The organism is Pantoea sp. X-Soil-ISGK-259, from assembly GCF_059730705.1.
The window spans coordinates 2,789,434-2,814,738 of the sequence record NZ_AP035986.1 but is presented as its reverse complement, the minus strand read 5'-3'; the positions used below and the strand labels follow the sequence as shown (position 1 = coordinate 2,814,738).

Here is a 25,305-nt window from a genome sequence, read left to right as displayed (position 1 = left end):
GAAGTGGATGAGGAAGATTGAATGAAACGTGCTGTGATTACTGGCTTAGGGATCGTTTCCAGTATTGGTAATAACCAGCAGGAGGTGCTGTCATCTCTGCGTGAAGGACGCTCTGGCATCACCTTTTCTGAAGAGATGAAAGATTCCGGCATGCGTAGTCACGTCTGGGGTAACGTTAAACTGGATACCACCGGCCTCATCGATCGCAAAGTTGTGCGTTTTATGAGTGATGCGTCAATCTATGCTTATCTTTCCATGGAAGAAGCGATTAAAGATTCCGGCCTCACCACTGAAATGTATCAGAGCAACCCACGTGTGGGTCTGATTGCAGGCTCAGGCGGCGGTTCTCCACGTTTCCAGGTATTTGGTGCTGATGCGATGCGCAGCCCACGTGGCCTGAAAGCGGTTGGCCCTTACGTGGTCACCAAAGCGATGGCTTCTGGCGTCTCTGCCTGCCTCGCCACGCCGTTCAAGATTCATGGCGTAAACTACTCAATCAGCTCCGCCTGTGCCACCTCGGCGCACTGTATCGGTAATGCTGTTGAGCAGATTCAGCTCGGCAAGCAGGATATCGTTTTTGCTGGCGGCGGCGAAGAGCTGTGCTGGGAAATGGCCTGTGAATTCGACGCGATGGGCGCGCTCTCTACCCGTTACAACGACACCCCGGAAAAAGCGTCACGTACCTATGACAACGAGCGCGACGGTTTTGTTATTGCGGGTGGCGGCGGCATGGTCGTTGTTGAAGAGCTGGAGCATGCGCTGGCTCGTGGTGCGCACATCTATGCCGAAATCGTCGGTTACGGTGCGACGTCAGACGGTGCAGACATGGTTGCGCCATCCGGCGAAGGCGCAGTACGCTGCATGAAGATGGCGATGCACGGTGTCGATACACCCATCGACTATCTGAACAGCCACGGAACCTCTACCCCGGTAGGTGATGTGAAAGAGCTGGGTGCGATTCGTGAAGTGTTTGGCGATAACACGCCATACATCTCTGCGACCAAAGCAATGACCGGCCACTCACTGGGTGCCGCTGGCGTGCAGGAAGCGATCTACTCGCTGCTGATGCTGGAGCATGGTTTTATCGCGCCAAGCATCAACATCACCTCGCTGGACGCGGCAGCAACCGGCATGAACATTGTGACTGAGCCAGTGGAAAAAGAGCTGACCACCGTGATGTCTAACAGCTTTGGTTTTGGCGGCACCAACGCCACATTGACCATGCGTAAATATCAGGCGTAATCAGTACTCTGAAGGGCCGGCTTGCCGGCCCTTTTTGTTTTTAAAGCCCATCTCCGTTACCTCATTTACCCCTCGGTATTAACCCTCCCGCTGCAGTAGCCGCAGCAACTTATCGCATACTGCCACAATCTCGTCAGGCGTCAGCGCGGCAAAACCGAGCATCCAGCCTTGTTGAGATGCGTGTCCGGCATAAAGCGGACTCAGTCGCGGTAGCAGCAATCCCTGTTGTGTTGCCAGCGCGGTTAAGCGTGCTTCATCCTTTTGTACTGTTACCGTCAGCTGTAATCCACCGCCGCTGGCTATTGGCGTGATCCACGGCGAGAGCCGCTGCTCAATCTGCTCAAGCAACCGATCGCGACGGCTGTGATAGAGCTGACGCATCAGGCGCAGATGGCTGGCGAAATGTCCCTGTTGCAGAAAGGCGGCGGTGACAGCCTGCGGCAGCAGGGCGCTGTGCCCATCCAGCACGCTCCGTGCACGGCCTATGGGCGTAACCAGCGCCGGCGGCACGACCATCCAGGCCAGCCGCAGGGAAGGAAACAGCGACTTCGAAAAGGTGCCCAACGTAATGACCCGCTGATGCCGGTCCAGACCCTGCAATGCAGGAATCGGACGTTCGTTGTAGTGAAACTCGCTGTCGTAATCGTCTTCTATCAGCCAGCTCTGGTTGCGCTGTGCCCAGTCCAGCCATGCCAGACGTCGCGGCAGGCTGAGCGTGACGCTGGTGGGATAGTGATGCGAGGGCGTCAGGTACATGAGCGTTGCACTGCCACTGGTGGGCAGGGCGCCTTCGGCATCAACAACAATCCCACGCACCTGTGCGCCTGCAGCCAGGAAGGCATTGCGGGCACCGGGATAGCCCGGCTCCTCCATCCACACCTCATCACCAGGATCGACCAGCATCATGCTCAGTAACTGCAGCGCCTGTTGGGAACTGGTCAGAATGATGACCTGCTCCGGCTGGCACGCGACGCCCCGGGAGAGTGTCAGATAATCAGCAAGTGCACTGCGTAACGGCAGATAGCCACAGGGATCGCCATATCCCATTGCGGTGCTGCCCAGAGAACGTTGTACGCTGCTGCTCAGGCGTCGCCAGGTGTCGTGAGGAAACGCACGTAACTCCGGTGAACCGGATGCGAACGCGTGAGGAAAAGGGGGATCCTGACAGCCACCGGTTGCCAGCACCTGCTGGCCGCGCGCCGAAAAACGGGCGGGCTGATGCCGTGTCGGCAAAGATGAGGGTGTGCCGGGGATGATGATGGCGACAAAAGTACCGCGACCGGTTTCACGTCGCAGATAGCCTTCACTCTCCAGTTGTCCGTAGGCCGCTTCCACCGTCACGCGTGAAAGGTGCAGATCCAGCGCCAGCTGTCTGCTGGAGGGTAACTGCTGACCCGCACGCAGATGGTGCCGGTTAATCGCCAGCCGAAGGGTCGCGCAGAGACGTTCACGCACGCCGCCACTGGTCTGATGCTGGAAAAGTTGTAACAGCGGTGAAGGCATATCGGTCTTATCCCTGATGAAGAATGGGTATCAGTAAGCAGTCCACTTTGCCGTAAACTGCGAATTCATCACAACAGGAGAATCGCTATGTCATCAGTTTTACGCATTCCGGCCGCCACGCCGCAGCAAAGCCTCGACTATCTGCAGTCAAAACTCGCGTATTACACCGACGCGTGGGATCTGGCGGAAGACCTGGAGCAGCAGCGTCAGGCTATCGTGGTGATTGATGCGCGTGCGCCGGAGGCTTATCGCGCCGGGCACATCTGCGGCGCCATCAACTTTCCGCATCGCGGGATGGATGCCAGCACGACGGCCCGGCTTGATCGCCGCAAAGTGTATGTCACTTATTGTGACGGCATTGGCTGTAACGGCTCGACGAAAGCGGCCCTGAAGCTGGCATCGCTGGGCTTTCAGGTAAAGGAGTTAATTGGCGGGCTGGATTTCTGGAAACGTGATGGTCATCCGCTGACCTGGGGTGATGCGGCGGGTGAATGGCCCGTTACCGCGACCAAAGCATCCTGTGGCTGTTAGCTCAGAGTACCAGCCAGAGTAAAAGGGTGATGACGACCAGTGCAATAAAGAAACCCAACAGCGGACGCCCTGCCAGTGACTGAATCGGCGGCGGCAGCGAGGCGACAAAGGGTGACCAGATCGGCTGCGGTTTAATCTCGCTGGCAGCCAGCGGCTGTTCGTGCAGTTTTTCTGCCCGGTCTGCGCGACGGCTGAACAGAAAATTCAGCAAATCCTGAGTCTGCGTCACCGTGAGCACCGTCTGTGGCGTGGCCTGAAAACGCTGCTGGCTGTAATCCTCCAGCTGCTGCCGCTCCTGCTGATCAAGCGGCTGTTTCAGGGAGGCTTCCAGCAAGTGCAGCGTGGGGGCGCTGTGCTGACTCAGCGTCTGGCGCACCTGGAGATATTGGGTCAGCAGCGGGAAGTGACGTGACGGGATCGGATCGCCGCTGGTCAGGTTCACCAGCTTCAGCGCAGCCGTCCACAGCTTACCGGTAGATTCGCCGGTGGCAGCGGCAAGGCGCACCACCTGCTGATTCAGCGTATGGTGCTCAGCAGGCAGCAGCGTACGGTCGCTGACGCGAATCTGCTGCGGCTGGGGAATCGTCATCTGCCCGTTCTGCAGCATCGTCAGCACCTGGCGCAACTGATCCTGGCTCAGCGCGCTAAGCACTGTCTGGCCAAATTGCTGACGGATAAAATCGCTGACAGCCTGGCGGTTATTGCCCTTGGGCAGCAAGTCGGTGAGCTGGGTCATCAGCAGGCGGGTGGCATGTCCATTTTGCGTCTGTGTTAGGCGGTTATTAAGATACTGCTCCGCTGCCGGAAAATGACGCGACTGCAACTCCGCTTCACTCTTGACGCCCACTTCATGACGGAGCCCCGCCCAGAGTTCAGGCGCTTTAAGATTGCTGAGCGAAGAGATACGCACGATCAGGCGTTCTAACGTCGTGCGCTGCGCAGGCGAAAGAGGCTGTTCACCGGCCACGGAACCGTGACGCGTTACGCCGGTTTGCGGATTGACAGATGAACGATCGACCGGCACACCGGGGCCGCTAAGAGGTTGCATGGCGGATTCCTTGGAAAAACAGAACAGCGTGGGGTGCGCCGGAAAAAGAATAGGCCATGATAGCAAAAGCCCCCGGGAAATCCCACGGGGGCATGCGCGTTTCGGCAGGAGAATTACGCTTCGGTGCGCTTCAGTTGGTGACGACGCCAGCGTTTCCAGATTGGCGGCACCAGCAGAACCGCAATTGCCAGAACCAGCAGGATTTTACAGATCAGACTTTCCCACAGAATGACCATGTTGCCGTTGCTGATCGACAGGGCGCGACGGAGGTTCTGCTCCAGCATCTCACCCAGCACAAATCCCAGAATCAACGGCGACATCGGAAAATCCATTTTACGCAGGATATAACCAAAGATACCCAATCCCACCATCAGCAACAGGTCAAAGGTGGTGCTGTGCACCGCGTAGACGCCCACGGCAGAAATAGCGGCAATGGCTGGCACCAGAAACCACAATGGAATGGTTAGCATGCGGGCGAAGACGTTGATCATCGGGATATTCATGATCAACAGCATTACGTTGCCAATCAGCAGGGCAGCAATCAAGCCCCAGACAATATCTGGCTGCTCAACAAACATCGCCGGTCCTGGTGTGATGTTGTAGAGCGTTAATGCGCCGACCATCACCGCTGTTGTCCCTGAGCCGGGAATACCCAGTGTCAGCATCGGAATAAAGGATCCACAGGCAGAAGCATTGTTTGCCGCTTCCGGTGCTGCCACACCACGAATATCGCCTTTACCGAACTGATCGCTGCCGCTGATCTTTTTCTCAGTCATGTAGGCAATAGCACTGGCGATGGTGGCGCCTGCGCCAGGTAACACACCCACAAAGAAACCGATAAACGAGGAGCGCAGCGTTGCGCCGGTTGCCATAGAGGCTTCTTTCATGTTGAACATCATGCGACCGCTGGCACGAACCGCTTTCTGCCCGGTACTGGTGGACTCCAGCATCAGCAGAATTTCGCTGACTGAGAACAGACCAATCACCACCACCACAAACTGAATGCCATCGGAAAGGTGAACGCTGTCAAAGGTAAAGCGGTACACGCCGGTATTGGCATCCACGCCCACCGTAGCCATGCTGAGCCCTATTAATGCCGCAAGGAACGACTTCAGGGGATTGTGACTCATCATGCTGCCAAGACAGGCGATAGCGAACACCATCAGCGCAAAATATTCCGCCGGGCCAAATGCCAGCGACCAGCTGGCCAGCAGGGGCGCGAACAGAATAATGCCGAGGATAGCGATGGTTGAACCGATGAATGAACTGACAGCTGAGATGGACAGGGCAACGCCTGCTTTGCCCTGTTGCGCCATCGGATAACCATCCAGCGCGGTCATGATCGCGCCGGCATCACCGGGCACGTTCAGCAGGATGGAGGAGATGCGTCCGCCATATTCACAGCCGATATAGACCGTTGCCAGCAGGATCAGCGCCGATTCCGCCGGTAAGTGCAGGGCAAAGGCCAGCGGCATCAGGATCGCCACGCCGTTGATCGGCCCCAGACCCGGCAGCAGGCCGACGATGGTACCGATAAAACAGCCAATCAGGGCAATCAGCAGGTTCTCTGGCGTCATGGCGACGGCAAAGCCCTGCATTAAAAAGGACCAGGTATCCATGATACTCTCCTTAACTCAGCCAGCTGCCGACCGGAAGGGTCACTTCCAGCAGACGGTCAAAGGCATAAAAAAGTGTGGAGCCCATTACCACGCCGGACAGTGCGGCTGCCCACCAGCGCGCACCAAACAGCAAGCCGATGCCAAACGTCAGCAGCGTTGTGCTGATGGCAAAGCCCAGCATTTCAAACAGCCAGCCATAGAGCATCATCATTGCCGCCAGCGCCACCAGACGTTTCAGTGTGCTGTGGGCTGGCCAGTGAATGGTGTCCGGTTTACGAAACAGCATCAGCACGGCACAGATTGCCATCAGGCCAAGGATCGCCATCGGGAACGGTCGTGGTCCCACCGGTTCGTAGCTGTATTCACTCTGAATTTGCCAGGCTATTACCATGCCGCCGAGGCACAGGGCCAGCCAGAGGCCCGCAAAAATACGATCGCTCATGATTCGCTCCGCTTATTTGGCCAGACCAAATGATTTTGCCTTCTCACGATAATCCGCCACCTGCGTTTTCACGTAGCTATCGAGTTCCTGCCCGAACATGTTGAATTCAAACAGACCACGCATATCGCGTTGTTTTTTAAACTCCGGGGTATCCACCATCTTTTTAAATGCCTGCTCCCACCACTGATAATCAGCATCGCTGACTTTAGGGCCGAGGTAGTAGCCACGAATAACGGGCCAGACGATATTAAAACCCTGTTCTTTGGCGGTAGGGACCTCAGCCAGCTGGCCAGGAAGACGTTGATCGGACATCACCGCCAGTACCCGCATTTTGCCGCCCTGCAGATGTGGCACCATCTCACTCATGTCGCCGGAAACCACCTGAATATGATTACCGAGCAGCGCCGTTACCGGCTCACCACCGCCTTCAAAGGCGACATAGCGCATTTTGCGGGGATCGATGCCCGCTTCGCGCGCCAGCAACGCCGTTTTCATCCAGTCCTGACTGCCGATTGACGCGCCGGCACCGACCACCACTTTGGTCGGATCTTCTTTCATTGCCGCCATCAGTTCGCCCAGGGTTTTCCATGGCGCATCTTCGCGTACGGCGACCATACCGTAGTCCGTTCCCACGGCGGCCAGCCACTTCACATCGTCAACCGAATAGCGGCCAAATTTGCCCTGTGACAGGTTCAGCAGCGATCCGCCAGAAAAGGCGACCACCGTGCCCGCTTCAGCCGGGCGCTGGGCGATAATAGCGTTATAGGCCACCGCACCCACGCCGCCAGGCATATAGGTCACGCGCATCGGGGTTTCAATTTGTTTGGTTTCCTGCAGCGAGACCTGCAGCAGCTTGCAGGTAAGATCAAATCCGCCGCCCGGTTTGGCAGGTGCAATACATTCGGTGCGGCCAGGGCCGTCAGCGGCATTCGCAGCCGGCACCAGCAGAGCCAGCAGGGCAGAGGTAAGGGCGGTATGGATTATTTTTTTCATCGTGCGCTCCATTCATTCTTCCAGAGTGTGATTACAGCCGTAATATTGGCGTTACTGAATTGTTAAAACAGTTACCTTTCATTTACCTTTCACTGCCCGGATTTAATGACAGGATGTGAGATGCGTCTCTTACTGGTAGAAGATACCGTTGAACTGGCACGCTGGCTGCAGAAGGCGCTGACGCAAAAGGGCTTCGCCGTTGACTGGGTTGCAGATGGGGTTGCCGCCGATCACGCGTTGCAATGTGAAGCCTATGCGCTGGTCGTGCTGGATGTTTCCCTGCCGCGTATTGATGGTCTGGAGGTGCTGACGCGGTTACGGCGGCGTGGACAGGGTGTGCCGGTATTGCTGTTAACGGCGCGCAGTGCACTGGATGACCGGGTGCGCGGCCTGAATCTGGGGGCGGATGATTATCTGACCAAGCCGTTTGAACTGGATGAACTGGAAGCGCGATTGCGCGCGCTGTTGCGGCGCAGTCAAAGCCAGTCCGCGCAAAGTCAGTCACTGGGGCAACTGGTGCTGGATGGGGAGGGCTATTTTCTGCTGGCTGAAAAGCCGCTGGCATTAACGCCGCGCGAATCCAGTATTCTTACTACCCTGATGCAGCGCCATGGCCGGCCCGTTTCCCGTCAGCATCTCTATGAACAGACCTTTACTCTGGCTGATGAGGCCAGTCCGGAGAGCATTGAGCTGTATGTGCATCGGGTGCGTAAAAAACTGGCGGGCAGTGATGTAGCGATTGTGACGCTGCGCGGACTCGGCTACAGCCTGGAAACCTTGCCGTGCGGCTGATTCACTCTCTGCGCGGCGAGCTGCTGGCGTGGCTGGGCCTGCCACTGCTGTTGCTGTGGGCCCTGTCAGTCTATACCCATTATCAGAGTGGGCTGGCGGCAGCCAACCAGGCCTATGACCGCTCGCTGCTGGCTTCGGCCCGAACCGTGGCAGAACGTCTGGTGGTACGACAGCAGCATCTGGAAGTCGATGTTCCCTGGGTAGTGCTCGACAGCTTTGAACGCAATATGAATGATCAGCTGTTTTATCAGGTCATTTCCCCGCAGGGGAAAACCCTCTCCGGTTACGACGATCTGCCGCCGATTCCGCCAGCCAGTAAAATGTCGACCGCTTATCCGGCGCTGGTGCATTTCTATGATGGTCGCTATCACCAGCATCGCATTCGCGTTGCGGCACTCTGGCAACCGGTCAGTGAGGCGGGTGTTGAAGGCATGGCACTGGTCCTGGTGGCTGAAACCATTAATTCTCGTCAGGAGTTCGCCAGCCGGTTGATGCGCACTGCGCTGATCAGTCAGAGCGGGCTGGTTCTGATGACGCTACTGCTGGCCAGTCTGATGCTGCGTCGGGTGCTGCGACCGCTACGTCGACTGTCACGCATTGTCCTGCAGCGGGATGGGGGAGAGTTAACGCCACTGCCGTCATTACCCTGGTCAGAGCTTCAGCCGCTGATCATCGCGTTTAACCGTTACCTGGAGCGCCTGCGCGGGCTGCTGGCGCGTCAGGATCGCTTCAGCGCCGACGCGGCTCACCAGCTTCGCACCCCGCTGACCATCCTCAAAACTCAGGTCAGCGTGGCACTCAACAGCGATCGTCCTGAGCAGTGGCAGGAGAGCCTGCTTGGGATGCGCCACACGCTGGATGAGACCATTTTACTTACCGACCGGCTGCTACAGCTGGCCCGCATTAAAGCGCGGCATGGTGAAGATAAGCCAATGGCACGTGTCGATCTGGCCGCCATTGTGCGTGAAGCCTGTTTTAGCCGTTATCCGGCGGCGCGAACCCGGCAGCTTGACCTCGGTTATGAGGGTGAAGAGTGTCATAAGGTGGTGGGGGATGGTGTTCTGCTGGGCGAGCTGTGCGCCAACCTGCTTGATAACGCTATTAAATACACCCCGCACAATGGCGTGGTGACGGCGCGCGTGACACCTGGAAAACTGGAAATTGAGGATAGTGGTCCGGGCATTGAGGATGCCAGTCAGGCCAAAGCACTGCAGCCTTTTCAGCGGCTGGATAATGTCGGCATGCAGCCCGGTGCGGGTATTGGTCTTGCGCTGGTCCAGGATATCTGTGCCTGGCATGGTGCCACAATGCAGCTGGACCGCAGCCCGCAGCTTGGCGGGCTGCGGGTAACCGTCTTGTTTACCTCGGTGGCAGGCTGACCGCTTTACGCCGGGTTAACGGCGTACGCAGTCGCTGGGCCAGGATCACACCGCCCAGCGTCAGACCGCCGCCAATCCAGTGGTAACTGTGCAGCTGTTCATGCAGGAATATCACCGCAATCACCGCGGTAAATACCGGAATCAGATTCATAAAGATGCTGGTGGTGCTGGCCCCCAGACGCTGCACGCCATGGATCCACAGGAACGGCGCAATGATCGACGCAAACAGACCGGCAAATGCCACCAGCGGCAGATTATGCCGGTTAAGCGCCACCTCAGGTGCCAGCAGAAAACCTGGCAACAGCAGCACGACACCAAATAAAATCTGCACATACAGGCTTTGCCAGATAGGCAGCGGCAGCGCCCAGCGCCGTGTCAACACGCCATAGAGTGCATAGGCGGCGGAAGCGGCCAGCATCAGCAGTTCGCCTTTGCCCAGGCCATGATTCAGCAGTTGCATCACATTGCCTTCACTGACCAGCCATACCAGACCGATGAATGAGATGATACTGCCGAGCAGGATACCGAGCGTCGGCGCAATGCGTAGGATCACGACGCTCAGCAGCACGGTGAGCAGCGGAATGAGTGCGCCAATAATGCCCATAAAGAGTGCGCTGACACTGTGTGCCGCGTAATACGCGAGGCTCTGATAGAGCACCATCCCGAGCAGTCCAAGCATAGCCAGCCGCCAGAGATGCGGCTTGATAGCCACACGCGCCCGCCACACGCCCGGCAGCACAAAGGGCGTCAGCACCAGTAGCGCCAGCAGCCAGCGATAGAAAGAGATCGCCGCGGGATCGATCGCACTGGCTGAGAGCTTGCTGACAATGGAGTTGATTGACCAGATTATTACCGCAAAGAGCGGATAGAGGAAAAACATGCTGACTCTCTATATGTATAATTAATGAGGCGCATTGTACGCGTGTCCGGATTTATTCAGATCATTAATATCGGAAAAATAAGTGATTGATGGGACAGAGTGATCCTGAAAGTGACCAGTCACTCCCCGCGTCATATGACATCGGGCGGGTCACGACAGCGGCTGCGTTTTCTGCGCGCCATCGTGCTGCCGGCGCAGGGGAAAGTGTGCAGCGTCTCGCCCTTGCGCTGGAATACCGTTCCGCCCCGGCGCTGATTGTCATTTTCAGGCAGCCGGCGGAAATCACGCCCGATCGCTATCGCGCACGGTTAGGCTAACGCGTCGCTTTGTGCCAGAATCACTCCCCTCTATGCAACTGACAGGAAAGCCGTAGTGAAAATTCTGGTCGATGAAAATATGCCCTACGCCCGTGAGTTATTCAGTCGTACCGGCGATGTTGTCGCGGTGCCGGGACGTCCGCTGCCGGTGGCAGAACTGGCCGATGCCGATGGCCTGATGGTGCGCTCAGTCACCCAGGTGAATGAGTCACTGCTGACAGGAAAGACGGTAAAGTTTGTCGGAACCGCTACGGCGGGCACCGATCATATCGACGAGAACTGGCTGCAGCAGGCGGGCATTGCGTTCTCTGCCGCTCCGGGTTGTAACGCCATTGCCGTGGTGGAATATGTTTTCTCTGCGCTGCTGCTGCTGGCGGAGCGTGACGGCTTTGAGCTGCGTGACCGCACGGTCGGCATCGTCGGTGTCGGTAACGTTGGCGGGCGTCTGCAAAAGCGTCTGGAGGCCTGGGGCATCAAAACCCTGCTGTGCGATCCACCACGCGCCGATCGGGGTGACGAGGGCGATTTCCTGTCGCTGGAAGCCGTCACCGCACAGGCTGATATTCTGACTTTCCACACCCCGCTGTTTAAAGACGGTCCCTATAAAAGCTGGCATCTGGCGGATGCGGCGCTGCTGATGGCGCTGAAGCCCAACACCATTCTGATCAATGCCTGTCGCGGTCCGGTGGTGGACAATGGCGCGCTGCTGGAAGTGCTGAAAATGCGGCCGGATCTCAGCGTTGTACTGGATGTCTGGGAGCCGGAGCCGGATCTCTCACTGGCGTTACTGGATAAAGTTGATATCGCCACACCGCACATCGCAGGCTACACCCTGGAAGGCAAAGCACGCGGCACTACGCAGGTATTTGAAGCCTGGTGCGATTTTATTGGTCAGCCGCAGCAGGTGCCGCTCAGCACTTTACTGCCGGTGCCGGAGTTCAGTGAAATCACCCTGAATGGCCCGCTGGATCAGCCAACGCTGAAACGCCTGGCGCATCTGGTGTATGATGTGCGCCGCGATGATGCCCCCCTGCGTAAAGTGGCGGCCAAACCGGGCGAATTTGATCGCCTGCGCAAGCAGTATCTGGAGCGCCGCGAATGGTCGTCGCTGCAGGTGAAATGTGATGACGCCACAACGGCTGAGAAGCTAAACCTGCTGGGCTTTAACGCAATCATCTCCCCGAAATAACGGGCGCTGCAGGTCAGTCGCCCCGGCGCGGTTTCCGCACTGAATCAGTCAGTTGACGGAAGCGATGCGTACTGCTGGCATGGCTGCATGACGGTGGTTTCCGGGGGAGATACCCCATGGATTTCGGGTTGCATTGCGGCGGCAAGAGCACGAGTCCCGATGAGCTTACTCAGGTAAGTGATTCGGTTGAGTGAACGCAGCCAGCAAAGATGCAACGTGAAAGACGATGGGGATAAATCTGAATCCCTGGGCGGTGAATATCACCGCCTTCTGTTTTTATGTCATTGTCTGGAGTAAACCAACATGTCTGACGGCTGGAATATTGCGCTACTTGGCGCGACAGGCGCAGTAGGGAACGCTGTACTGGAACTGCTGGCGGAACGCCAGTTCCCGGTTGGTGAATTATATTTGCTGGCCAGCGAAAACAGCGCGGGCGAAATCAAGCGTTATGAGGGCCGCTCGGTGCGGGTCGACAATGCAGAGACATTCGACTGGTCACAGGCGCAGCTGGCCTTTTTCGTGGCGGGACGTGACGCTTCGGCGCGCTTTGCCGATGAAGCGGCAAACGCCGGTTGTCTGGTGATCGACAGCAGCGAGCTGTTTGCGCTGGAACCTGATGTGCCGCTGGTGGTGCCGGATGTGAACCCGCAGGTGCTGGCTGATTATCGTAATCGCAACATCATCAGCGTGGCAGATAATCTGGTGAGCCAGCTGCTGACCGCAATTAAACCGCTGGTGGATGCAGCCGGACTGAGCCGTTTACAGGTGACGAACCTGATCTCGGTCTCCAGCTACGGCAAAGTGGCGGTGGATGCGCTGGCCGGGGAAAGTGCCCGCTTGCTGAATGGTATTCCAGCCGATGAACACCATTTTGGTCGTCAGCTGGCGTTTAACCTGATGCCCCAACAGGCCGATGCAGAAGGCAGCGTGGAAAGTGAACGTCGCCTGATTGATCAGGTACGTAAGGTATTACAGGACGAAGGCTTACCGATTGCGGTCAGCAGCGTACAGGCACCGGTGTTCTACGGTAATGCGCAGATTGTGCATATCGAAAACCTGCGCCCGCTCTCTGCGGAAGAAGCGCGTGCCGAGCTGGCGCTGGCGTCAGATATTCGTCTGAGCGAAGAGGATGAAGTGCCAACGCCGGTTACGGATGCCTCAGGCAACGGCGAACTGAGTATCGGCGCGGTACGTAACGACTACGGTATTCCGGAGTTACTGCAGTTCTGGTCAGTGGCGGACAATATTCGTTTTGGCGGCGCGCTGATGGCGGTGAAAACTGCCGAGAAACTGGTTCAGGAGTATCTGTAACCATGTCCGATGGTCAGACGCAAAAACTGGCGCTCGGCATCGAGTATGACGGCAGTCGTTACTACGGCTGGCAACGTCAGAATGAAGTCCGCAGCGTGCAGGAGAAGGTAGAGCGCGCGCTGTCGAAGGTCGCGGATCACCCGGTCAGCATTTTTTGCGCGGGCCGCACCGATGCCGGCGTGCACGGAACGGGGCAGGTGGTCCATTTCGAGACGACATCACAACGACCTGATGGTGCCTGGACGCTGGGCGTCAACGCTAATCTGCCGCCGGATATTGCGGTGCGCTGGGTGAAAGCGGTGCCGGATGAGTTTCATGCCCGCTTCAGCGCTACGGCCCGACGCTATCGCTACCTGATCTACAATCAGCGTCTGCGTCCGGCGGTGCTGGCGCAGGGCGTCACGCACTTCTACCATCCTCTGGATGCGGAGAAGATGCAGCGCGCCGGGCAATGTTTGTTAGGCGAAAATGATTTCACCTCATTTCGCGCCGTGCAGTGCCAGTCGCGTACCCCGTGGCGCAACGTGATTCATCTTAACGTCACGCGTCAGGGCCCTTACGTGATTGTGGATATCAAAGCCAACGCTTTTGTCCATCACATGGTGCGCAATATCGTGGGCAGTCTGATGGAGATAGGCTGCGGCAATAAGCCTGAGTCATGGATGGCCACGCTGCTGGCAGCGAAAGATCGGACACTGGCGGCAGCCACAGCCCGGGCAGAGGGATTGTATCTGGTGGCGGTGGATTACCCATCCCACTTTGCGTTACCACAACCGTCGATGGGACCGTTGTTCCTCGCGGATTAATTTACTTTCAGGACTTAAAAGGGCGCGCTATGGAGTTTATCCATTTTCTGGTCGATTTTATTCTGCACATCGATGTGCATCTTGCTGAACTGGTTGCACAGTACGGTATCTGGATTTACGCTATTTTGTTCCTGATTTTGTTCTGCGAAACCGGACTGGTGGTCACGCCATTCCTGCCGGGTGATTCGCTGCTGTTTGTGGCGGGCGCACTGGCCGCGCTGCCAGGTAACGATCTCAATGTGCACATTATGGTGGCATTGTTAGTGGTGGCGGCGGTTCTGGGCGATGCGGTGAACTACACCATTGGCCGCCTGTTTGGCGAACGGTTGTTCAGTAACCCGAACTCGAAGATTTTCCGTCGCAGCCATCTGGATAAAACCCATGCGTTTTATGCCCGTCATGGCGGAAAAACCATTATCCTTGCGCGCTTTGTGCCCATCGTCCGGACGTTCGCGCCGTTTGTTGCGGGTATGGGCCATATGTCCTATCGCCACTTCGCACTGTTCAACGTGACGGGTGCGCTGCTATGGGTGCTGCTGTTCTCCTACGCCGGCTACCTGTTTGGCGATCTGCCGGTGGTGCAGGAAAATCTGAAGCTGCTGATTGTCGGCATTATCGTGGTGTCGATTCTGCCGGGTGTGATTGAAGTCTGGCGTCATCGCCGTCAGGCTAAGCAGCAGAAGCTGCCATAAGGCTTCGCTCAGGGGTAAGACCAGATTTTTATCCACAGTCTGAACAGGTTGTGGTTTAATGAGCGACATTTACCGTCTGCTGAAGCTGTTTTCAGCAGTATCAAGACGACTGGACCAGGTCAGTTTTAAACAGAAAGGTCATCAATGAGCTGGATTGAACGCATTCTTAATAAAAGCACCGGAACGCCTGTGCGCAAAGCCAGTATCCCGGAAGGGGTCTGGACCAAGTGTGACAGCTGTGGTCAGGTTCTCTACCGCGCCGAGCTGGAGCGTAATCTTGAGGTCTGCCCGAAGTGTGACCATCACATGCGTATGCATGCCCGTGAGCGTCTCGGCAGTGTCCTCGATCAGGGCACTATGGTTGAGCTGGGCAGTGAACTTGAACCTAAAGATCTGCTCAAGTTCCGTGACTCCAAAAAGTATAAAGACCGTCTGGTAGCGGCCCAGAAAGACACCGGCGAGAAAGATGCGCTGGTTGTCATGAAAGGTCAGCTGCACGGCATGCCGGTTGTTGCGGCAGCCTTTGAATTTGCCTTTATGGGCGGTTCAATGGGTTCTGTGGTTGGTGCGCGCTTTGTGCGTGCGGTTGAGCAGGCGTTAGAAGATAACTGTCCGCTGATCTGCTTCTCCGCCAGTGGTGGTGCCCGTATGCAGGAAGCGCTGCAGTCGCTGATGCAGATGGCGAAAACCAGTGCGGCACTGGCCAAAATGCGCGAGCGCGGTCTGCCATATATTTCTGTGCTGACTGACCCGACGATGGGTGGCGTTTCGGCCAGTTTTGCGATGCTGGGTGACCTCAATATCGCGGAACCTAAAGCGCTGATCGGCTTTGCCGGTCCACGCGTGATCGAACAGACCGTGCGCGAAAAACTGCCGCCAGGCTTCCAGCGCAGTGAGTTCCTGATTGAGAAGGGCGCGATCGATATGATCATTCGTCGTCCGGAAATGCGTTACAAACTGGCAAGCCTGCTGGCAAAAATGATGAACCTGCCAGCACCGCTGCATGACGGTGAACAGTCCGCTCCTGCGACGACTGAATCGGAAAGCAACGAGGCCTGACAGGAGATAGAGAGGTGCGTCCAAAGCACCTCTTACCAATGCACCGTATACCGCAGCACCAGTCTGCCAGGTATAAATAAGCAAAACGGGACATATGGACAATCTTCACCTTCCTCAAGCCACGTCGCCTTTGGCCACGTGGCTTTATTATCTTGAGCACCTGCATACTCAGGCCATCGAACTGGGTCTGGACCGTATTCGTCAGGTAGCACTTCGTCTCGACCTGCTGAAACCCGCTCCCTTTGTCTTTACCGTAGCCGGCACTAATGGCAAAGGCACGACCTGTCGGACCCTGGAAACGCTGCTGATTGCCGCGGGCTACCGCGTTGGCGTCTACAGCTCGCCACATCTGGTGCGCTACACCGAGCGTGTTCGGGTCCAGGGAGAGGAGCTGAGTGAAGCGCAGCACTGCGCCAGCTTTGCGGAGATTGAAGCCGGACGTGCGGATATCTCCCTGACCTATTTCGAATTTGGCACGCTCTCTGCGCTCAATCTGTTCCGCCAGGCGCAGCTGGATGTGGTGATCCTCGAAGTCGGCCTCGGCGGACGGCTGGATGCCACCAACATCGTGGATGCCGATGTCGCCGTAGTCACCAGCATTGCACTGGATCATACTGACTGGCTTGGGCCGGATCGCGAAAGCATCGGGCGTGAGAAAGCGGGTGTGTTCCGGGCGGGGAAACCGGCAGTCGTCGGTGAACCCGATATGCCACACAGCATCGCGGTGGTCGCGCAGGAAAAAGGCGCTGAGCTGTTACAGCGCAACCGTGACTGGTCATGGCAAGCTCAGGCCGAAAGCTGGTCGCTGCGTGATGCGCTGGGGGAGCTTAACGATCTGCCGCTCCCCCAGGTGCCGTTACCTAACGCGGCGACGGCACTGGTCGCGCTGCGTGTCTCAGGGCTTGAGGTCAGTGAGGCGCAGATTCGCGCCAGCCTGCCGCTGGCGATGCTGCCAGGACGTTTTCAGACGATTAGTGAATCACCGCGCGTGATTCTGGATGTCGCTCATAATCCGCATGCAGCGTCGTATCTGGCGTCACGGCTGGCGACGCTGCCGAAACGCGGCAAAGTGCATGCCGTCGTGGGCATGCTGCATGATAAAGATATTGCCGGTACGCTGACGGCGCTGGCACCCATGGTCGATGCCTGGTACTGCGCACCGCTTGACGGTCCGCGCGGCGCCAGTGCTGAGCAACTGCTGGACTGCCTCTCGCAGGGCGAAGCCTTTAGCTCGGTTGAGCTCGCCTGGCAGCAGGCACGCCAGCGGGCAGCGCCGCAGGACACTGTGCTGGTCTGTGGTTCATTCCACACCGTTGCGCAGGTCATGGAATCGATTGAAACGGAGAAAGGACGTGGCAAGTAAGTTTCAAAACCGTTTAGTCGGCACCGTTATTCTGGTCGCCGTTGGCGTGATTGTGCTGCCAGGGCTGCTGGATGGTCAGAAAAAGCATTACAAAGAAGAGTTCGCAGCCATTCCGCTGGTGCCGAAACCTGACGATCAGCAGGACAGTGAAATGGTGCCACCGGTTACCCAGTCGCTGCCATCCCAGCCACCTGAAGGCGCGGGCAATGCGGTCAACAGCAGTAATGGTAATAGCAAAAGCAGCGTCACGGCAGAGCAGGGGCGTGCCGAGCCGGATGATGATACCGAACCGACTGTGGTTTCGCCGCCGCCGGTTCATCAGTCTGTGCCTGCACAGACGGTGACCAAACCGAAAGTGGCAGAGCAGCAGAAAACTAAAGTCACTGAGCAGCCTAAGCAGAAACCGGTCGAACAGCAGAAGCCTAAAGCGGTGGAGCAGACGAAGCCGAAGCCGGAAGAACCGCCTAAAGCGGTCGAACAGCCGAAGCAGGAAGCGGCGCCAAAAGCAGCAGAGACGACCGCACCGGCAGGGCAGGCTTATGTGGTGCAGTTAGGTGCGCTGAAAAACGCCAGCAAAGTGAATGAGATTGTCGCGCAGTTGCGGCTGTCGGGCTATCGCGCCTTTACTGTGCCTTCAACGCCCGTTCAGGGTCAGATTACCCGCATTTACGTCGGGCCGGATGCCTCGAAAGCCAAAATGCAGAGTGCCGTTGGCGAGCTGAAAAGCATCTCAGGGTTGGGCGGTGTTGTGAAACCGTACAGCGCCCGCTAAACCGGCGATTGGCGCTGCCGATAGCAGTAACAGGCAGCGTCTTTTTCCCGGCGTACAGCGTGCTCAGGTCGCGCGGTACGCCTGAAATAGTGAATATTTTCAACGGCCTTTCCGGCTGAGAATCACCCAGGCGATTGCGTTTTTTTTCATCGCCTTTTTTATGGATGCAGAAAAAGAAAACCGCTACGCAAACGTTTTCTTTTTCTGTTAGAATGCGCCCCGAACTGGATGCAGGGGTGCAATTGCACTGGCGCTGGAAGAGTTCATGATCTGGATTGATTACGTCATTATTGCGGTAGTTGGTTTTTCGGCTCTGGTCAGCCTCGTCCGTGGGTTTGTCCGGGAAGCCTTATCTCTTGTTACCTGGGGATGCGCGTTTTTTGTCGCCAGTCATTACTACGCCTACCTTGCAGTCTGGTTTACAGGTTTTGACGACGAACTGGTTCGTAACGGTATCGCCATCGGTGTGCTGTTTGTGGCTACCCTGATTGTAGGGGCCATTGTGAACTACGTTATCGGCACGCTGGTGGAGAAAACCGGCCTGTCGGGAACCGACCGGGTGTTGGGCGTCTGTTTCGGGGCGTTGCGTGGTGTGCTGATCGTAGCCGCTTTGCTGTTCTTCCTTGATACATTCACTGGCTTTTCTAAAAGTCCAGACTGGCAACAGTCTCAACTCATTCCCGAGTTCAGTTATATCATCAGGTGGTTTTTTGATTACCTGAAAAGCACGTCGAGTTTTTTACCCCGGTGATGTGACCGGGAGTGCGGCTAAATGAGGAAATGACAACATGTGCGGTATTGTCGGTATCACCGGTTTCATGCCGGTCAACCAGTCGATCTATGACGCGTTAACGGTGCTCCAGCACCGCGGGCAGGATGCCGCAGGCATTTGTACGATTGATGCGCTGAAATGTTTTCGCCTGCGAAAGGCAAATGGCCTGGTCAGCGACGTTTTCGAAGCACGCCACATGCAGCGTCTGCAGGGCAATATGGGGATTGGCCACGCGCGTTATCCCACTGCGGGAAGCTCCAGTGCCTCTGAAGCGCAGCCATTCTATGTAAACTCCCCATACGGCATCACCCTGGCGCATAACGGTAACCTGACCAACGCCCATGTGCTGCGCAAGCACCTGTTTGAAAAGGGCCGCCGTCACGTTAATACCACCTCAGATTCTGAAATCCTGCTGAATATCTTTGCGCAGGAGTTAGATCGTTTTCAAAATGATCCGCTGGAAGCCGACAACATTTTTGCCGCGGTGGCTGCCGTACATCAGCAGGTGCGTGGCGCCTACGCGGTTGTCTCGATGATTATCGGCCACGGCATGGTTGCTTTCCGTGACCCTAATGGCATCCGTCCGCTGGTGCTGGGCAAGCGCGTTATCGCTGATGGTCGCACCGAATATATGGTCGCCTCCGAGAGCGTCGCGCTGGATACGCTGGGCTTTGAGTTCATCCGTGACGTCGCACCGGGTGAAGCCGTCTATGTCACTGAAGCGGGCCAGCTCTCTACCCGCCAGTGTGCTGAAAACCCGAAAAGCAATCCGTGCCTGTTCGAATATGTCTATTTTGCCCGTCCGGACTCTTTCCTGGATAAAATCTCCGTCTACAGCGCCCGTGTCCGCATGGGCACCAAGCTGGGCGAGAAAATTGCCCGCGAGTGGGAAGATTTGGATATCGACGTGGTGATTCCTATTCCGGAAACCTCTACCGATATCGCGCTGGAAATTGCCCGTATTCTCGACAAGCCTTATCGTCAGGGCTTCGTGAAAAACCGTTACGTTGGCCGTACTTTTATCATGCCGGGCCAGCAGTTACGTCGCAGCGCGGTTCGCCGCAAGCTCAACGCTAACCGTGCTGAATTCCGTGATAAAAATGTCCTGCTGGTGGATGACTCTATCGTGCGGGGCACCACCTCAGAGCAGATCATTGAGATGGCGCGTGAAGCCGGCGCCAGACGCGTTTATCTGGCGTCTGCTGCACCGGAAATTCGTTTCCCGAACGTCTACGGCATTGATATGCCGAGCGCCACGGAACTGATTGCGCATGGCCGCGAAGTGGAAGAGATTCGCCAGCTGATTAAAGCCGATGCGCTGATTTTCCAGGACCTGGACGATTTGATTGAAGCGGTGCGTGAAGAGAACCCGGACATCGCCCAGTTTGAATGCTCGGTGTTCAACGGTATCTACGTGACGAAAGATGTCGATCAGCAGTATCTGGAGTATCTGGAATCGCTGCGCAACGATGACGCCAAAGCGCTTCAACGCCAGAACGAAGTCGAAAACCTCGAGCTGCACAACGAGGGCTGATATGCTCAGCGGGTGGTCAACATAAAGCAGGGCGGGAGCAATCCCGCCCTGTTTGTTTTCAGAAACCTGCTGGCCGCGTATGATAGTGCATTGGCTGACATAAGGTTGGAATATGAAACGACTCATCATTGGCATCTCCGGCGCAAGCGGGGTGATCTATGGCGTGCGCATGCTGCAGGTGTTGCAGCAGGTGGAAGAAGTAGAAACGCATCTGGTCATGAGCCAGGCGGCGCGTCAGACGCTGGGGCTGGAGAGCGACTATTCGCTGCGTGACGTGCAGGCGCTGGCCGATGTGGTGCATGACGTGCGCGATATTGCAGCAAATATCTCGTCGGGGTCGTTTAAAACCCTGGGCATGGCGATTTTACCCTGTTCAATGAAAACGCTTTCAGGCATCGTCCACAGTTACACTGACTCCCTGCTGACCCGTGCGGCTGACGTCATATTAAAAGAGCAGCGTAAGCTGGTATTGTGCGTACGTGAAACGCCATTGCACGTTGGACACCTGCGCATGATGACCACCGCCGCCGAGCTGGGCGCCATAATAATGCCACCAGTGCCGGCTTTTTATCATCGGCCTGAAACCATCGATCAGCTGATTGACCAGACCGTCAACCGGGTTATTGATCAATTCGATATCGAATTACCGGAAGATCTCTTCGCGCGCTGGCAGGGTGCATAAAGTTCCGCTGGCGCACTTATTTAGTGCATAAGCGCGCCTCGGATCACTCTTCGTGCATTTGATGCACCAAAAGTTAACAACGTCGCTTTTTCTCTTTTACTTCACTGCTATATTCCCCCTACAAACACAGCGTTTTCGCCTGTCTGACATCACGCTAACTGCGTGGAAAACTTGCAGAACTGGCATGAAACATGCAAATTAATTTGCGCAAACACATCACAAACCACATAACAAAAAGCACTTCACTTGAGGGTAATCTATGAAAAAGCGTGTTCTGGCTCTTTCCCTGATGCTGGGCTTATCCAGTGCTGCCAGCGTATTCGCGGCAGTGCCGGGTTCAATCCGTATCGGCACAGATCCAACTTACCCACCGTTTGAGTCGAAAGACGCGCAAGGCAAGTTAGTGGGCTTCGATATCGACCTCGCTAACGAAATCTGTAAACGTATTCATACCCAATGCACCTACGTTGAAAGCGACTTCGATGCGCTGATCCCGTCGCTGAAAGCGAAAAAAATTGATGCCATCATCTCCTCACTTTCCATCACAGCAAAACGTCAGGAAGAGATCGCCTTCTCGGATAAGCTTTACGCTGCTAATGCGCGTTTAGTCGCACCGAAAGGATCGAAAATTCAACCGACCATTGAGTCGCTGAAAGGCAAAAATATCGGTCTGCTGCAGGGCACAACCCAGGAAACCTATGCCAATCAGAACTGGCGGCCTAAAGGGGTTAACGTCACCCCTTATGCTAATCAGGATCTGGTTTATCAGGATCTGAATGCCGGTCGTATTGATGCGGCCTTCCAGGATGAAGTGCAGGCCAGCGAAGGTTTTCTGAAGCAGCCAGTCGGTAAAAACTACGCCTTTGCCGGTCCGGCCGTCAAAGATGACAAGATCTTTGGCGTCGGCACCGGTATGGGACTGCGTAAAGATGACAGCGAACTGAAAGCCGCCATCGACAAAGCCTTTGCTGACATGCGTAAAGATGGCACCTACGACAAGATTGCGAAGAAATACTTCGATTTCAATGTGTACGGCGACTAACCATCCTGTCGCTTTACCTTCTGTTTCCGTTCTGCCGGGACTGAGCCGGTTCTGCCCGAGGCAGAAACCGGACCTGGCCCGGTGATGACGGAAAGCGTCTGAAACGGAGAGGTAAAGCTAAACTGCCCGTCTCGCTTGCGGGCAGCGTTTCGTTTACACCCCCACGACAGGACCTTTCGATGCTGTATGGCTATTCTGATGTAATTCTTCGGGGCACGCTGGTGACGCTGGAGCTGGCACTCACCTCTGTCGTACTGGCCGTGCTGCTGGGCCTGATTGGCGCAGGCGCGAAACTGTCGCGCAGCCGGCCGCTGGCGATGATTTTTGAAGGCTACACCACGCTGATTCGTGGCGTGCCTGACCTCGTACTGATGCTGCTGATCTTCTACGGTCTGCAGATTGTCCTCAACCAGGTAACCGATGCGCTGGGTATGGCGCAGTTTGATATCGACCCGATGGTGGCCGGTATCATCACGCTCGGCTTTATCTATGGTGCCTACTTCACCGAAACCTTCCGGGGTGCTTTTATGGCTGTGCCTCAGGGACAGATAGAGGCGGCTACTGCATTTGGTTTTACCAGCGCGCAGGTGTTCCGCCGCATTCTGTTTCCGGCCATGATGCGCTATGCGTTGCCGGGCATCGGCAACAACTGGCAGGTGATTCTGAAAGCCACCGCGCTGGTCTCGCTGCTGGGGCTGGAAGATGTCGTGAAGGCAACGCAACTGGCGGGGAAAAGTACCTGGCAGCCGTTCTACTTCGCTATTGTAGCGGGTGTGATTTATCTGGTGTTCACCACGCTGTCGAATGGCGTGCTGTGGTGGCTGAACCGTCGCTATACGGTCGGTGTGAAGAGGGCGAGTTATGATTGAGATTATTCAGGAATACTGGAAATCGCTGCTCTGGACCGACGGTTATCGTTTTACCGGTGTGGCTATCACCCTGTGGCTGCTGATTCTCTCGGTGACCGTTGGTGGCTGTCTGGCCATCCTGCTGGCGATCGCGCGGGTTTCGCCTAACCGGTTTATCAGTTTTCCGGTCTGGCTCTTTACCTACGTGTTTCGCGGCACGCCGCTCTATGTGCAGCTGCTGGTGTTCTACTCCGGCATGTACACGCTGGAGATTGTAAAAGGCACTGAACTGCTGAACGCATTTTTCCGCAGTGGCCTGAACTGTACGTTACTCGCCTTCACCCTGAATACCTGTGCTTACACCACAGAGATCTTTGCCGGTGCCATTCGCTCGGTGCCCCACGGCGAGATTGAGGCGGCGCGGGCGTATGGCTTCTCCACCTTTAAACTCTATCGCTGCATTATCCTGCCCTCGGCGCTGCGGACGGCACTGCCGGCCTACAGTAACGAAGTGATTCTGATGCTGCACTCCACGGCGCTGGCTTTCACCGCCACGGTGCCGGATCTGCTGAAAATCGCGCGGGATATTAACTCGGCGACCTATCAGCCGTTTACCGCCTTTGGCATTGCGGCTGTGTTATACCTGATTATCTCTTACGTGTTGATCAGCCTGTTCCGCCTGGCGGAACGCCGCTGGCTGGCCCACGTGAAACCCTCTTCATCGCATTGAGTAGAACTATGGCTGACAATAAATTAAGCGTCACCGAATTGCATAAGCGTTACGGTGAACATGAAGTGCTGAAAGGGGTCTCGTTAACTGCTAAAGCGGGCGATGTGATCAGCATCATTGGATCGTCCGGTTCAGGGAAAAGTACCTTTTTACGCTGCATCAACTTCCTCGAAAAACCGAGTGAAGGCAGCATCATGGTGAACAACCAGCAGATCACCTTAGTCCGCGACAAAGATGGTCAGCTTAAAGTGGCTGACAAAGAGCAACTGCGCGCGTTGCGCACCAGCCTCACCATGGTGTTCCAGCACTTTAATCTCTGGAGTCACATGACAGTGCTGGAAAATGTGATGGAAGCGCCGATTCAGGTGCTGGGGCTGAGTAAAGCGGAAGCGCGTGAGCGCGCCATCCGCTATCTCGATAAAGTCGGCATTGATGCGCGGGCGCAGGCGAAGTATCCGGTGCATCTCTCGGGTGGTCAGCAGCAGCGTGTGTCGATTGCGCGCGCGCTGGCGATGGAGCCGGAAGTGTTGCTGTTTGATGAGCCGACGTCGGCGCTGGATCCTGAACTGGTAGGCGAAGTGCTGCGCATCATGCAGAAGCTGGCGGAAGAGGGTAAAACCATGGTGGTCGTCACGCATGAGATGGAATTTGCCCGTCACGTCTCCAGCCATGTGATTTTCCTGCACCAGGGCAAAATCGAAGAGCAGGGGCCGCCTGCGGAGGTGTTTGGCAACCCGAAAAGTCCACGTTTACAGCAGTTCCTCAAGAGATCGCTGAAGTAAGCCTGAGCCCGCGCCTGGCCGGGCGCGGGCTTCTGGTTAATGCTTCACTACATCCTGCAATGCCTCCTGCAGATCGTACCAGCGGAAGCCAAAACCTGACGCCTCCAGCCGCTTTGGCAGCACATGTTGTCCTCCCAGCACCAGAACCGACGATTCGCCCATCATCAGCTTAATGGCGCTGGCAGGCGTACGCATAAAGGCCGGACGATGCATAACCCGACCCAGCGTGGCGGCAAACTGCTCATTACGCACCGCGTAAGGTGCGACCATGTTGAACGGCCCTCTCAGGTCATCATGGTCCAGCAGCCAGATAATGGCGTTGAGCATGTCATCAATATGGATCCACGGCATGTACTGTTTACCACTGCCGATTGGCCCGCCGATGCCGAGCTTAAACGGCAACTTCATTTTGCTGAGTGCGCCGCCCTCGGGCGCCAGTACCACGCCAGTTCGCAGCAGACAAACGCGGGTGCGTTCGCTTTCCGCCGTGAGCGCCAGCTGCTCCCAGCGGGCGCAGAGCTGATGCGTGAACTCATCCTGCCCCTGGTCCTCTTCGGTCAGCACCAGATCGCCGGTATTGCCATAAAAGCCGGTTGCCGAACCTGAGATCAATACGGCGGGTGGCGTAGTGCTGGCGTTGATCAGTGAGGCGATCTGCTCGGTTATCTGCCAGCGACTTTCACAGAGCTGCTGCTTGTGTGGCTCCGTCCAGCGTTTGTCAGCGATCGATTCGCCCGCCAGATTAATCACCGCATCGATGTCATCCAGTGTCGACTGTTGCGCCAGTCCTGACCAGAGTGCGACGTTCTCGCCCAGTTTTTCACGCGCGCTGACCACGTCGCGCGTTACCACGCTGATCTGATGGCCCAACTGCTGCAGACGTGGAATCAGGTGACGGCCAATCAGTCCCGTGCCACCGGTAATAAGAATGTGCATGTTGCGGCTCCCTTGATGTTTTTGTTATTTGCACCTTTCAG

At 56.5% G+C, this 25,305-nt stretch carries 26 protein-coding genes; 19 read left to right on the top strand and 7 right to left on the bottom strand.

What is annotated here, in order from left to right; genetic code table 11:
* Positions 1 to 21 precede the first annotated feature (21 nt).
* The gene (gene fabB / locus AC6I77_RS13185; RefSeq protein WP_003854282.1) at positions 22 to 1,242 is read left to right on the top strand and encodes a beta-ketoacyl-ACP synthase I; all 1,221 of its coding nucleotides are present in this window, start codon (positions 22 to 24) and stop codon (positions 1,240 to 1,242) included.
* Between the two features lie 78 nt (positions 1,243 to 1,320).
* On the opposite strand, the gene pdxR is transcribed toward fabB, so the two are convergent.
* Positions 1,321 to 2,745: a MocR-like pyridoxine biosynthesis transcription factor PdxR gene (gene pdxR / locus AC6I77_RS13180; protein ID WP_497817004.1), complete on the bottom strand. Its 1,425-nt coding sequence runs from the start codon at positions 2,743 to 2,745 to the stop codon at positions 1,321 to 1,323.
* Positions 2,746 to 2,832: 87 nt separating this feature from the next.
* On the opposite strand from pdxR, the gene AC6I77_RS13175 reads away from it, so the two are divergent.
* Complete coding sequence (locus AC6I77_RS13175; protein WP_003854280.1) at positions 2,833 to 3,276, top strand: rhodanese-like domain-containing protein; 444 nt, start codon at positions 2,833 to 2,835, stop codon at positions 3,274 to 3,276.
* Between the two features lies 1 nt (position 3,277).
* Here AC6I77_RS13175 and flk read toward each other — a convergent pair whose 3' ends face one another.
* The 4 genes from flk to AC6I77_RS13155 all read right to left on the bottom strand — a co-directional run bounded on the left by flk (position 3,278) and on the right by AC6I77_RS13155 (position 7,378).
* Positions 3,278 to 4,324, bottom strand: coding sequence for a flagella biosynthesis regulator Flk (flk, locus tag AC6I77_RS13170; protein WP_003854279.1), 1,047 nt, complete (start codon positions 4,322 to 4,324; stop codon positions 3,278 to 3,280).
* 113 nt (positions 4,325 to 4,437) lie between these two features.
* Complete coding sequence (locus AC6I77_RS13165) at positions 4,438 to 5,943, bottom strand: tripartite tricarboxylate transporter permease (protein ID WP_105098949.1); 1,506 nt, start codon at positions 5,941 to 5,943, stop codon at positions 4,438 to 4,440.
* A 10-nt stretch (positions 5,944 to 5,953) separates the two neighbouring features.
* Positions 5,954 to 6,385: a tripartite tricarboxylate transporter TctB family protein gene (locus tag AC6I77_RS13160; protein ID WP_008926487.1), complete on the bottom strand. Its 432-nt coding sequence runs from the start codon at positions 6,383 to 6,385 to the stop codon at positions 5,954 to 5,956.
* Between the two features lie 12 nt (positions 6,386 to 6,397).
* On the bottom strand, positions 6,398 to 7,378 hold the full coding sequence (locus AC6I77_RS13155; protein WP_008926486.1) for a tripartite tricarboxylate transporter substrate binding protein: 981 nt from the start codon (positions 7,376 to 7,378) through the stop codon (positions 6,398 to 6,400).
* 120 nt (positions 7,379 to 7,498) lie between these two features.
* On the opposite strand from AC6I77_RS13155, the gene tctD reads away from it, so the two are divergent.
* Positions 7,499 to 8,170, top strand: coding sequence for a transcriptional regulator TctD (tctD, locus tag AC6I77_RS13150; protein ID WP_003854275.1), 672 nt, complete (start codon positions 7,499 to 7,501; stop codon positions 8,168 to 8,170).
* Complete coding sequence (locus AC6I77_RS13145) at positions 8,161 to 9,549, top strand: sensor histidine kinase (RefSeq protein ID WP_003854274.1); 1,389 nt, start codon at positions 8,161 to 8,163, stop codon at positions 9,547 to 9,549. Before tctD ends, AC6I77_RS13145 begins: the two co-directional genes overlap by 10 nt.
* Here AC6I77_RS13145 and AC6I77_RS13140 read toward each other — a convergent pair.
* Positions 9,530 to 10,429, bottom strand: coding sequence for a DMT family transporter (locus AC6I77_RS13140; protein ID WP_442843622.1), 900 nt, complete (start codon positions 10,427 to 10,429; stop codon positions 9,530 to 9,532). The genes AC6I77_RS13145 and AC6I77_RS13140 overlap by 20 nt on opposite strands.
* An 89-nt stretch (positions 10,430 to 10,518) precedes the next feature.
* On the opposite strand from AC6I77_RS13140, the gene AC6I77_RS13135 reads away from it, so the two are divergent.
* The 15 genes from AC6I77_RS13135 to hisP all read left to right on the top strand — a co-directional run bounded on the left by AC6I77_RS13135 (position 10,519) and on the right by hisP (position 24,328).
* Positions 10,519 to 10,746 (top strand): hypothetical protein, encoded by a 228-nt coding sequence (locus tag AC6I77_RS13135; RefSeq protein ID WP_181162194.1) that lies wholly within the window; start codon positions 10,519 to 10,521, stop codon positions 10,744 to 10,746.
* Positions 10,747 to 10,801: 55 nt separating this feature from the next.
* Complete coding sequence (pdxB, locus tag AC6I77_RS13130) at positions 10,802 to 11,935, top strand: 4-phosphoerythronate dehydrogenase PdxB (RefSeq protein ID WP_497817003.1); 1,134 nt, start codon at positions 10,802 to 10,804, stop codon at positions 11,933 to 11,935.
* Between the two features lie 303 nt (positions 11,936 to 12,238).
* Positions 12,239 to 13,246 (top strand): aspartate-semialdehyde dehydrogenase, encoded by a 1,008-nt coding sequence (locus AC6I77_RS13125; RefSeq protein WP_003854270.1) that lies wholly within the window; start codon positions 12,239 to 12,241, stop codon positions 13,244 to 13,246.
* Positions 13,247 to 13,248: 2 nt separating this feature from the next.
* Positions 13,249 to 14,052, top strand: coding sequence for a tRNA pseudouridine(38-40) synthase TruA (truA, locus tag AC6I77_RS13120; protein ID WP_008926481.1), 804 nt, complete (start codon positions 13,249 to 13,251; stop codon positions 14,050 to 14,052).
* A gap of 29 nt (positions 14,053 to 14,081) precedes the next feature.
* Positions 14,082 to 14,744, top strand: a complete 663-nt coding sequence (locus tag AC6I77_RS13115; RefSeq protein ID WP_003854268.1) for a DedA family protein — start codon at positions 14,082 to 14,084, stop codon at positions 14,742 to 14,744.
* 144 nt (positions 14,745 to 14,888) lie between these two features.
* Positions 14,889 to 15,803: an acetyl-CoA carboxylase, carboxyltransferase subunit beta gene (accD, locus tag AC6I77_RS13110; protein ID WP_031590594.1), complete on the top strand. Its 915-nt coding sequence runs from the start codon at positions 14,889 to 14,891 to the stop codon at positions 15,801 to 15,803.
* Positions 15,804 to 15,897: 94 nt separating this feature from the next.
* The gene (gene folC, locus AC6I77_RS13105; RefSeq protein WP_337026994.1) at positions 15,898 to 17,166 is read left to right on the top strand and encodes a bifunctional tetrahydrofolate synthase/dihydrofolate synthase; all 1,269 of its coding nucleotides are present in this window, start codon (positions 15,898 to 15,900) and stop codon (positions 17,164 to 17,166) included.
* Complete coding sequence (gene dedD / locus AC6I77_RS13100; protein WP_003854266.1) at positions 17,156 to 17,938, top strand: cell division protein DedD; 783 nt, start codon at positions 17,156 to 17,158, stop codon at positions 17,936 to 17,938. Before folC ends, dedD begins: the two co-directional genes overlap by 11 nt.
* A 265-nt stretch (positions 17,939 to 18,203) precedes the next feature.
* Positions 18,204 to 18,689 (top strand): colicin V production protein, encoded by a 486-nt coding sequence (gene cvpA, locus AC6I77_RS13095; RefSeq protein ID WP_003854265.1) that lies wholly within the window; start codon positions 18,204 to 18,206, stop codon positions 18,687 to 18,689.
* Positions 18,690 to 18,726: 37 nt separating this feature from the next.
* A complete protein-coding gene (gene purF, locus AC6I77_RS13090) occupies positions 18,727 to 20,244 on the top strand; it encodes an amidophosphoribosyltransferase (RefSeq protein ID WP_078804617.1) in 1,518 nt (505 codons plus the stop codon).
* Between the two features lie 112 nt (positions 20,245 to 20,356).
* Positions 20,357 to 20,926, top strand: coding sequence for a UbiX family flavin prenyltransferase (locus tag AC6I77_RS13085; protein WP_008926477.1), 570 nt, complete (start codon positions 20,357 to 20,359; stop codon positions 20,924 to 20,926).
* A 259-nt stretch (positions 20,927 to 21,185) separates the two neighbouring features.
* Positions 21,186 to 21,968: a lysine/arginine/ornithine ABC transporter substrate-binding protein ArgT gene (argT, locus tag AC6I77_RS13080; protein WP_003854262.1), complete on the top strand. Its 783-nt coding sequence runs from the start codon at positions 21,186 to 21,188 to the stop codon at positions 21,966 to 21,968.
* A 179-nt stretch (positions 21,969 to 22,147) separates the two neighbouring features.
* Positions 22,148 to 22,837 carry a histidine ABC transporter permease HisQ gene (locus AC6I77_RS13075; protein WP_003854260.1) on the top strand — a complete coding sequence of 230 codons (690 nt, stop codon included), beginning with the start codon at positions 22,148 to 22,150 and terminating at the stop codon, positions 22,835 to 22,837.
* Positions 22,830 to 23,546, top strand: a complete 717-nt coding sequence (locus AC6I77_RS13070) for an ABC transporter permease (protein ID WP_003854259.1) — start codon at positions 22,830 to 22,832, stop codon at positions 23,544 to 23,546. Before AC6I77_RS13075 ends, AC6I77_RS13070 begins: the two co-directional genes overlap by 8 nt.
* A gap of 8 nt (positions 23,547 to 23,554) precedes the next feature.
* Positions 23,555 to 24,328, top strand: a complete 774-nt coding sequence (gene hisP, locus AC6I77_RS13065) for a histidine ABC transporter ATP-binding protein HisP (RefSeq protein ID WP_497817002.1) — start codon at positions 23,555 to 23,557, stop codon at positions 24,326 to 24,328.
* A 36-nt stretch (positions 24,329 to 24,364) separates the two neighbouring features.
* On the opposite strand, the gene AC6I77_RS13060 is transcribed toward hisP, so the two are convergent.
* A complete protein-coding gene (locus tag AC6I77_RS13060; protein ID WP_497817001.1) occupies positions 24,365 to 25,264 on the bottom strand; it encodes a TIGR01777 family oxidoreductase in 900 nt (299 codons plus the stop codon).
* Positions 25,265 to 25,305 lie beyond the last annotated feature (41 nt).

Coding starts and splice junctions, on each gene's coding strand:
- AC6I77_RS13165 (WP_105098949.1), bottom strand. CDS start 5,943: ATGGATACCTGGTCCTTTTTAATGCAGGGCTTTGCCGTCGCCATGACG.
- AC6I77_RS13135 (WP_181162194.1), top strand. CDS start 10,519: ATGGGACAGAGTGATCCTGAAAGTGACCAGTCACTCCCCGCGTCATAT.
- folC (WP_337026994.1), top strand. CDS start 15,898: ATGGACAATCTTCACCTTCCTCAAGCCACGTCGCCTTTGGCCACGTGG.
- argT (WP_003854262.1), top strand. CDS start 21,186: ATGAAAAAGCGTGTTCTGGCTCTTTCCCTGATGCTGGGCTTATCCAGT.
- purF (WP_078804617.1), top strand. CDS start 18,727: ATGTGCGGTATTGTCGGTATCACCGGTTTCATGCCGGTCAACCAGTCG.
- AC6I77_RS13125 (WP_003854270.1), top strand. CDS start 12,239: ATGTCTGACGGCTGGAATATTGCGCTACTTGGCGCGACAGGCGCAGTA.
- AC6I77_RS13070 (WP_003854259.1), top strand. CDS start 22,830: ATGATTGAGATTATTCAGGAATACTGGAAATCGCTGCTCTGGACCGAC.
- hisP (WP_497817002.1), top strand. CDS start 23,555: ATGGCTGACAATAAATTAAGCGTCACCGAATTGCATAAGCGTTACGGT.
- truA (WP_008926481.1), top strand. CDS start 13,249: ATGTCCGATGGTCAGACGCAAAAACTGGCGCTCGGCATCGAGTATGAC.
- AC6I77_RS13115 (WP_003854268.1), top strand. CDS start 14,082: ATGGAGTTTATCCATTTTCTGGTCGATTTTATTCTGCACATCGATGTG.
- tctD (WP_003854275.1), top strand. CDS start 7,499: ATGCGTCTCTTACTGGTAGAAGATACCGTTGAACTGGCACGCTGGCTG.
- AC6I77_RS13085 (WP_008926477.1), top strand. CDS start 20,357: ATGAAACGACTCATCATTGGCATCTCCGGCGCAAGCGGGGTGATCTAT.
- AC6I77_RS13175 (WP_003854280.1), top strand. CDS start 2,833: ATGTCATCAGTTTTACGCATTCCGGCCGCCACGCCGCAGCAAAGCCTC.
- fabB (WP_003854282.1), top strand. CDS start 22: ATGAAACGTGCTGTGATTACTGGCTTAGGGATCGTTTCCAGTATTGGT.
- pdxR (WP_497817004.1), bottom strand. CDS start 2,745: ATGCCTTCACCGCTGTTACAACTTTTCCAGCATCAGACCAGTGGCGGC.
- AC6I77_RS13160 (WP_008926487.1), bottom strand. CDS start 6,385: ATGAGCGATCGTATTTTTGCGGGCCTCTGGCTGGCCCTGTGCCTCGGC.
- cvpA (WP_003854265.1), top strand. CDS start 18,204: ATGATCTGGATTGATTACGTCATTATTGCGGTAGTTGGTTTTTCGGCT.
- AC6I77_RS13155 (WP_008926486.1), bottom strand. CDS start 7,378: ATGAAAAAAATAATCCATACCGCCCTTACCTCTGCCCTGCTGGCTCTG.
- flk (WP_003854279.1), bottom strand. CDS start 4,324: ATGCAACCTCTTAGCGGCCCCGGTGTGCCGGTCGATCGTTCATCTGTC.
- AC6I77_RS13060 (WP_497817001.1), bottom strand. CDS start 25,264: ATGCACATTCTTATTACCGGTGGCACGGGACTGATTGGCCGTCACCTG.
- AC6I77_RS13075 (WP_003854260.1), top strand. CDS start 22,148: ATGCTGTATGGCTATTCTGATGTAATTCTTCGGGGCACGCTGGTGACG.
- accD (WP_031590594.1), top strand. CDS start 14,889: ATGAGCTGGATTGAACGCATTCTTAATAAAAGCACCGGAACGCCTGTG.
- AC6I77_RS13140 (WP_442843622.1), bottom strand. CDS start 10,429: ATGTTTTTCCTCTATCCGCTCTTTGCGGTAATAATCTGGTCAATCAAC.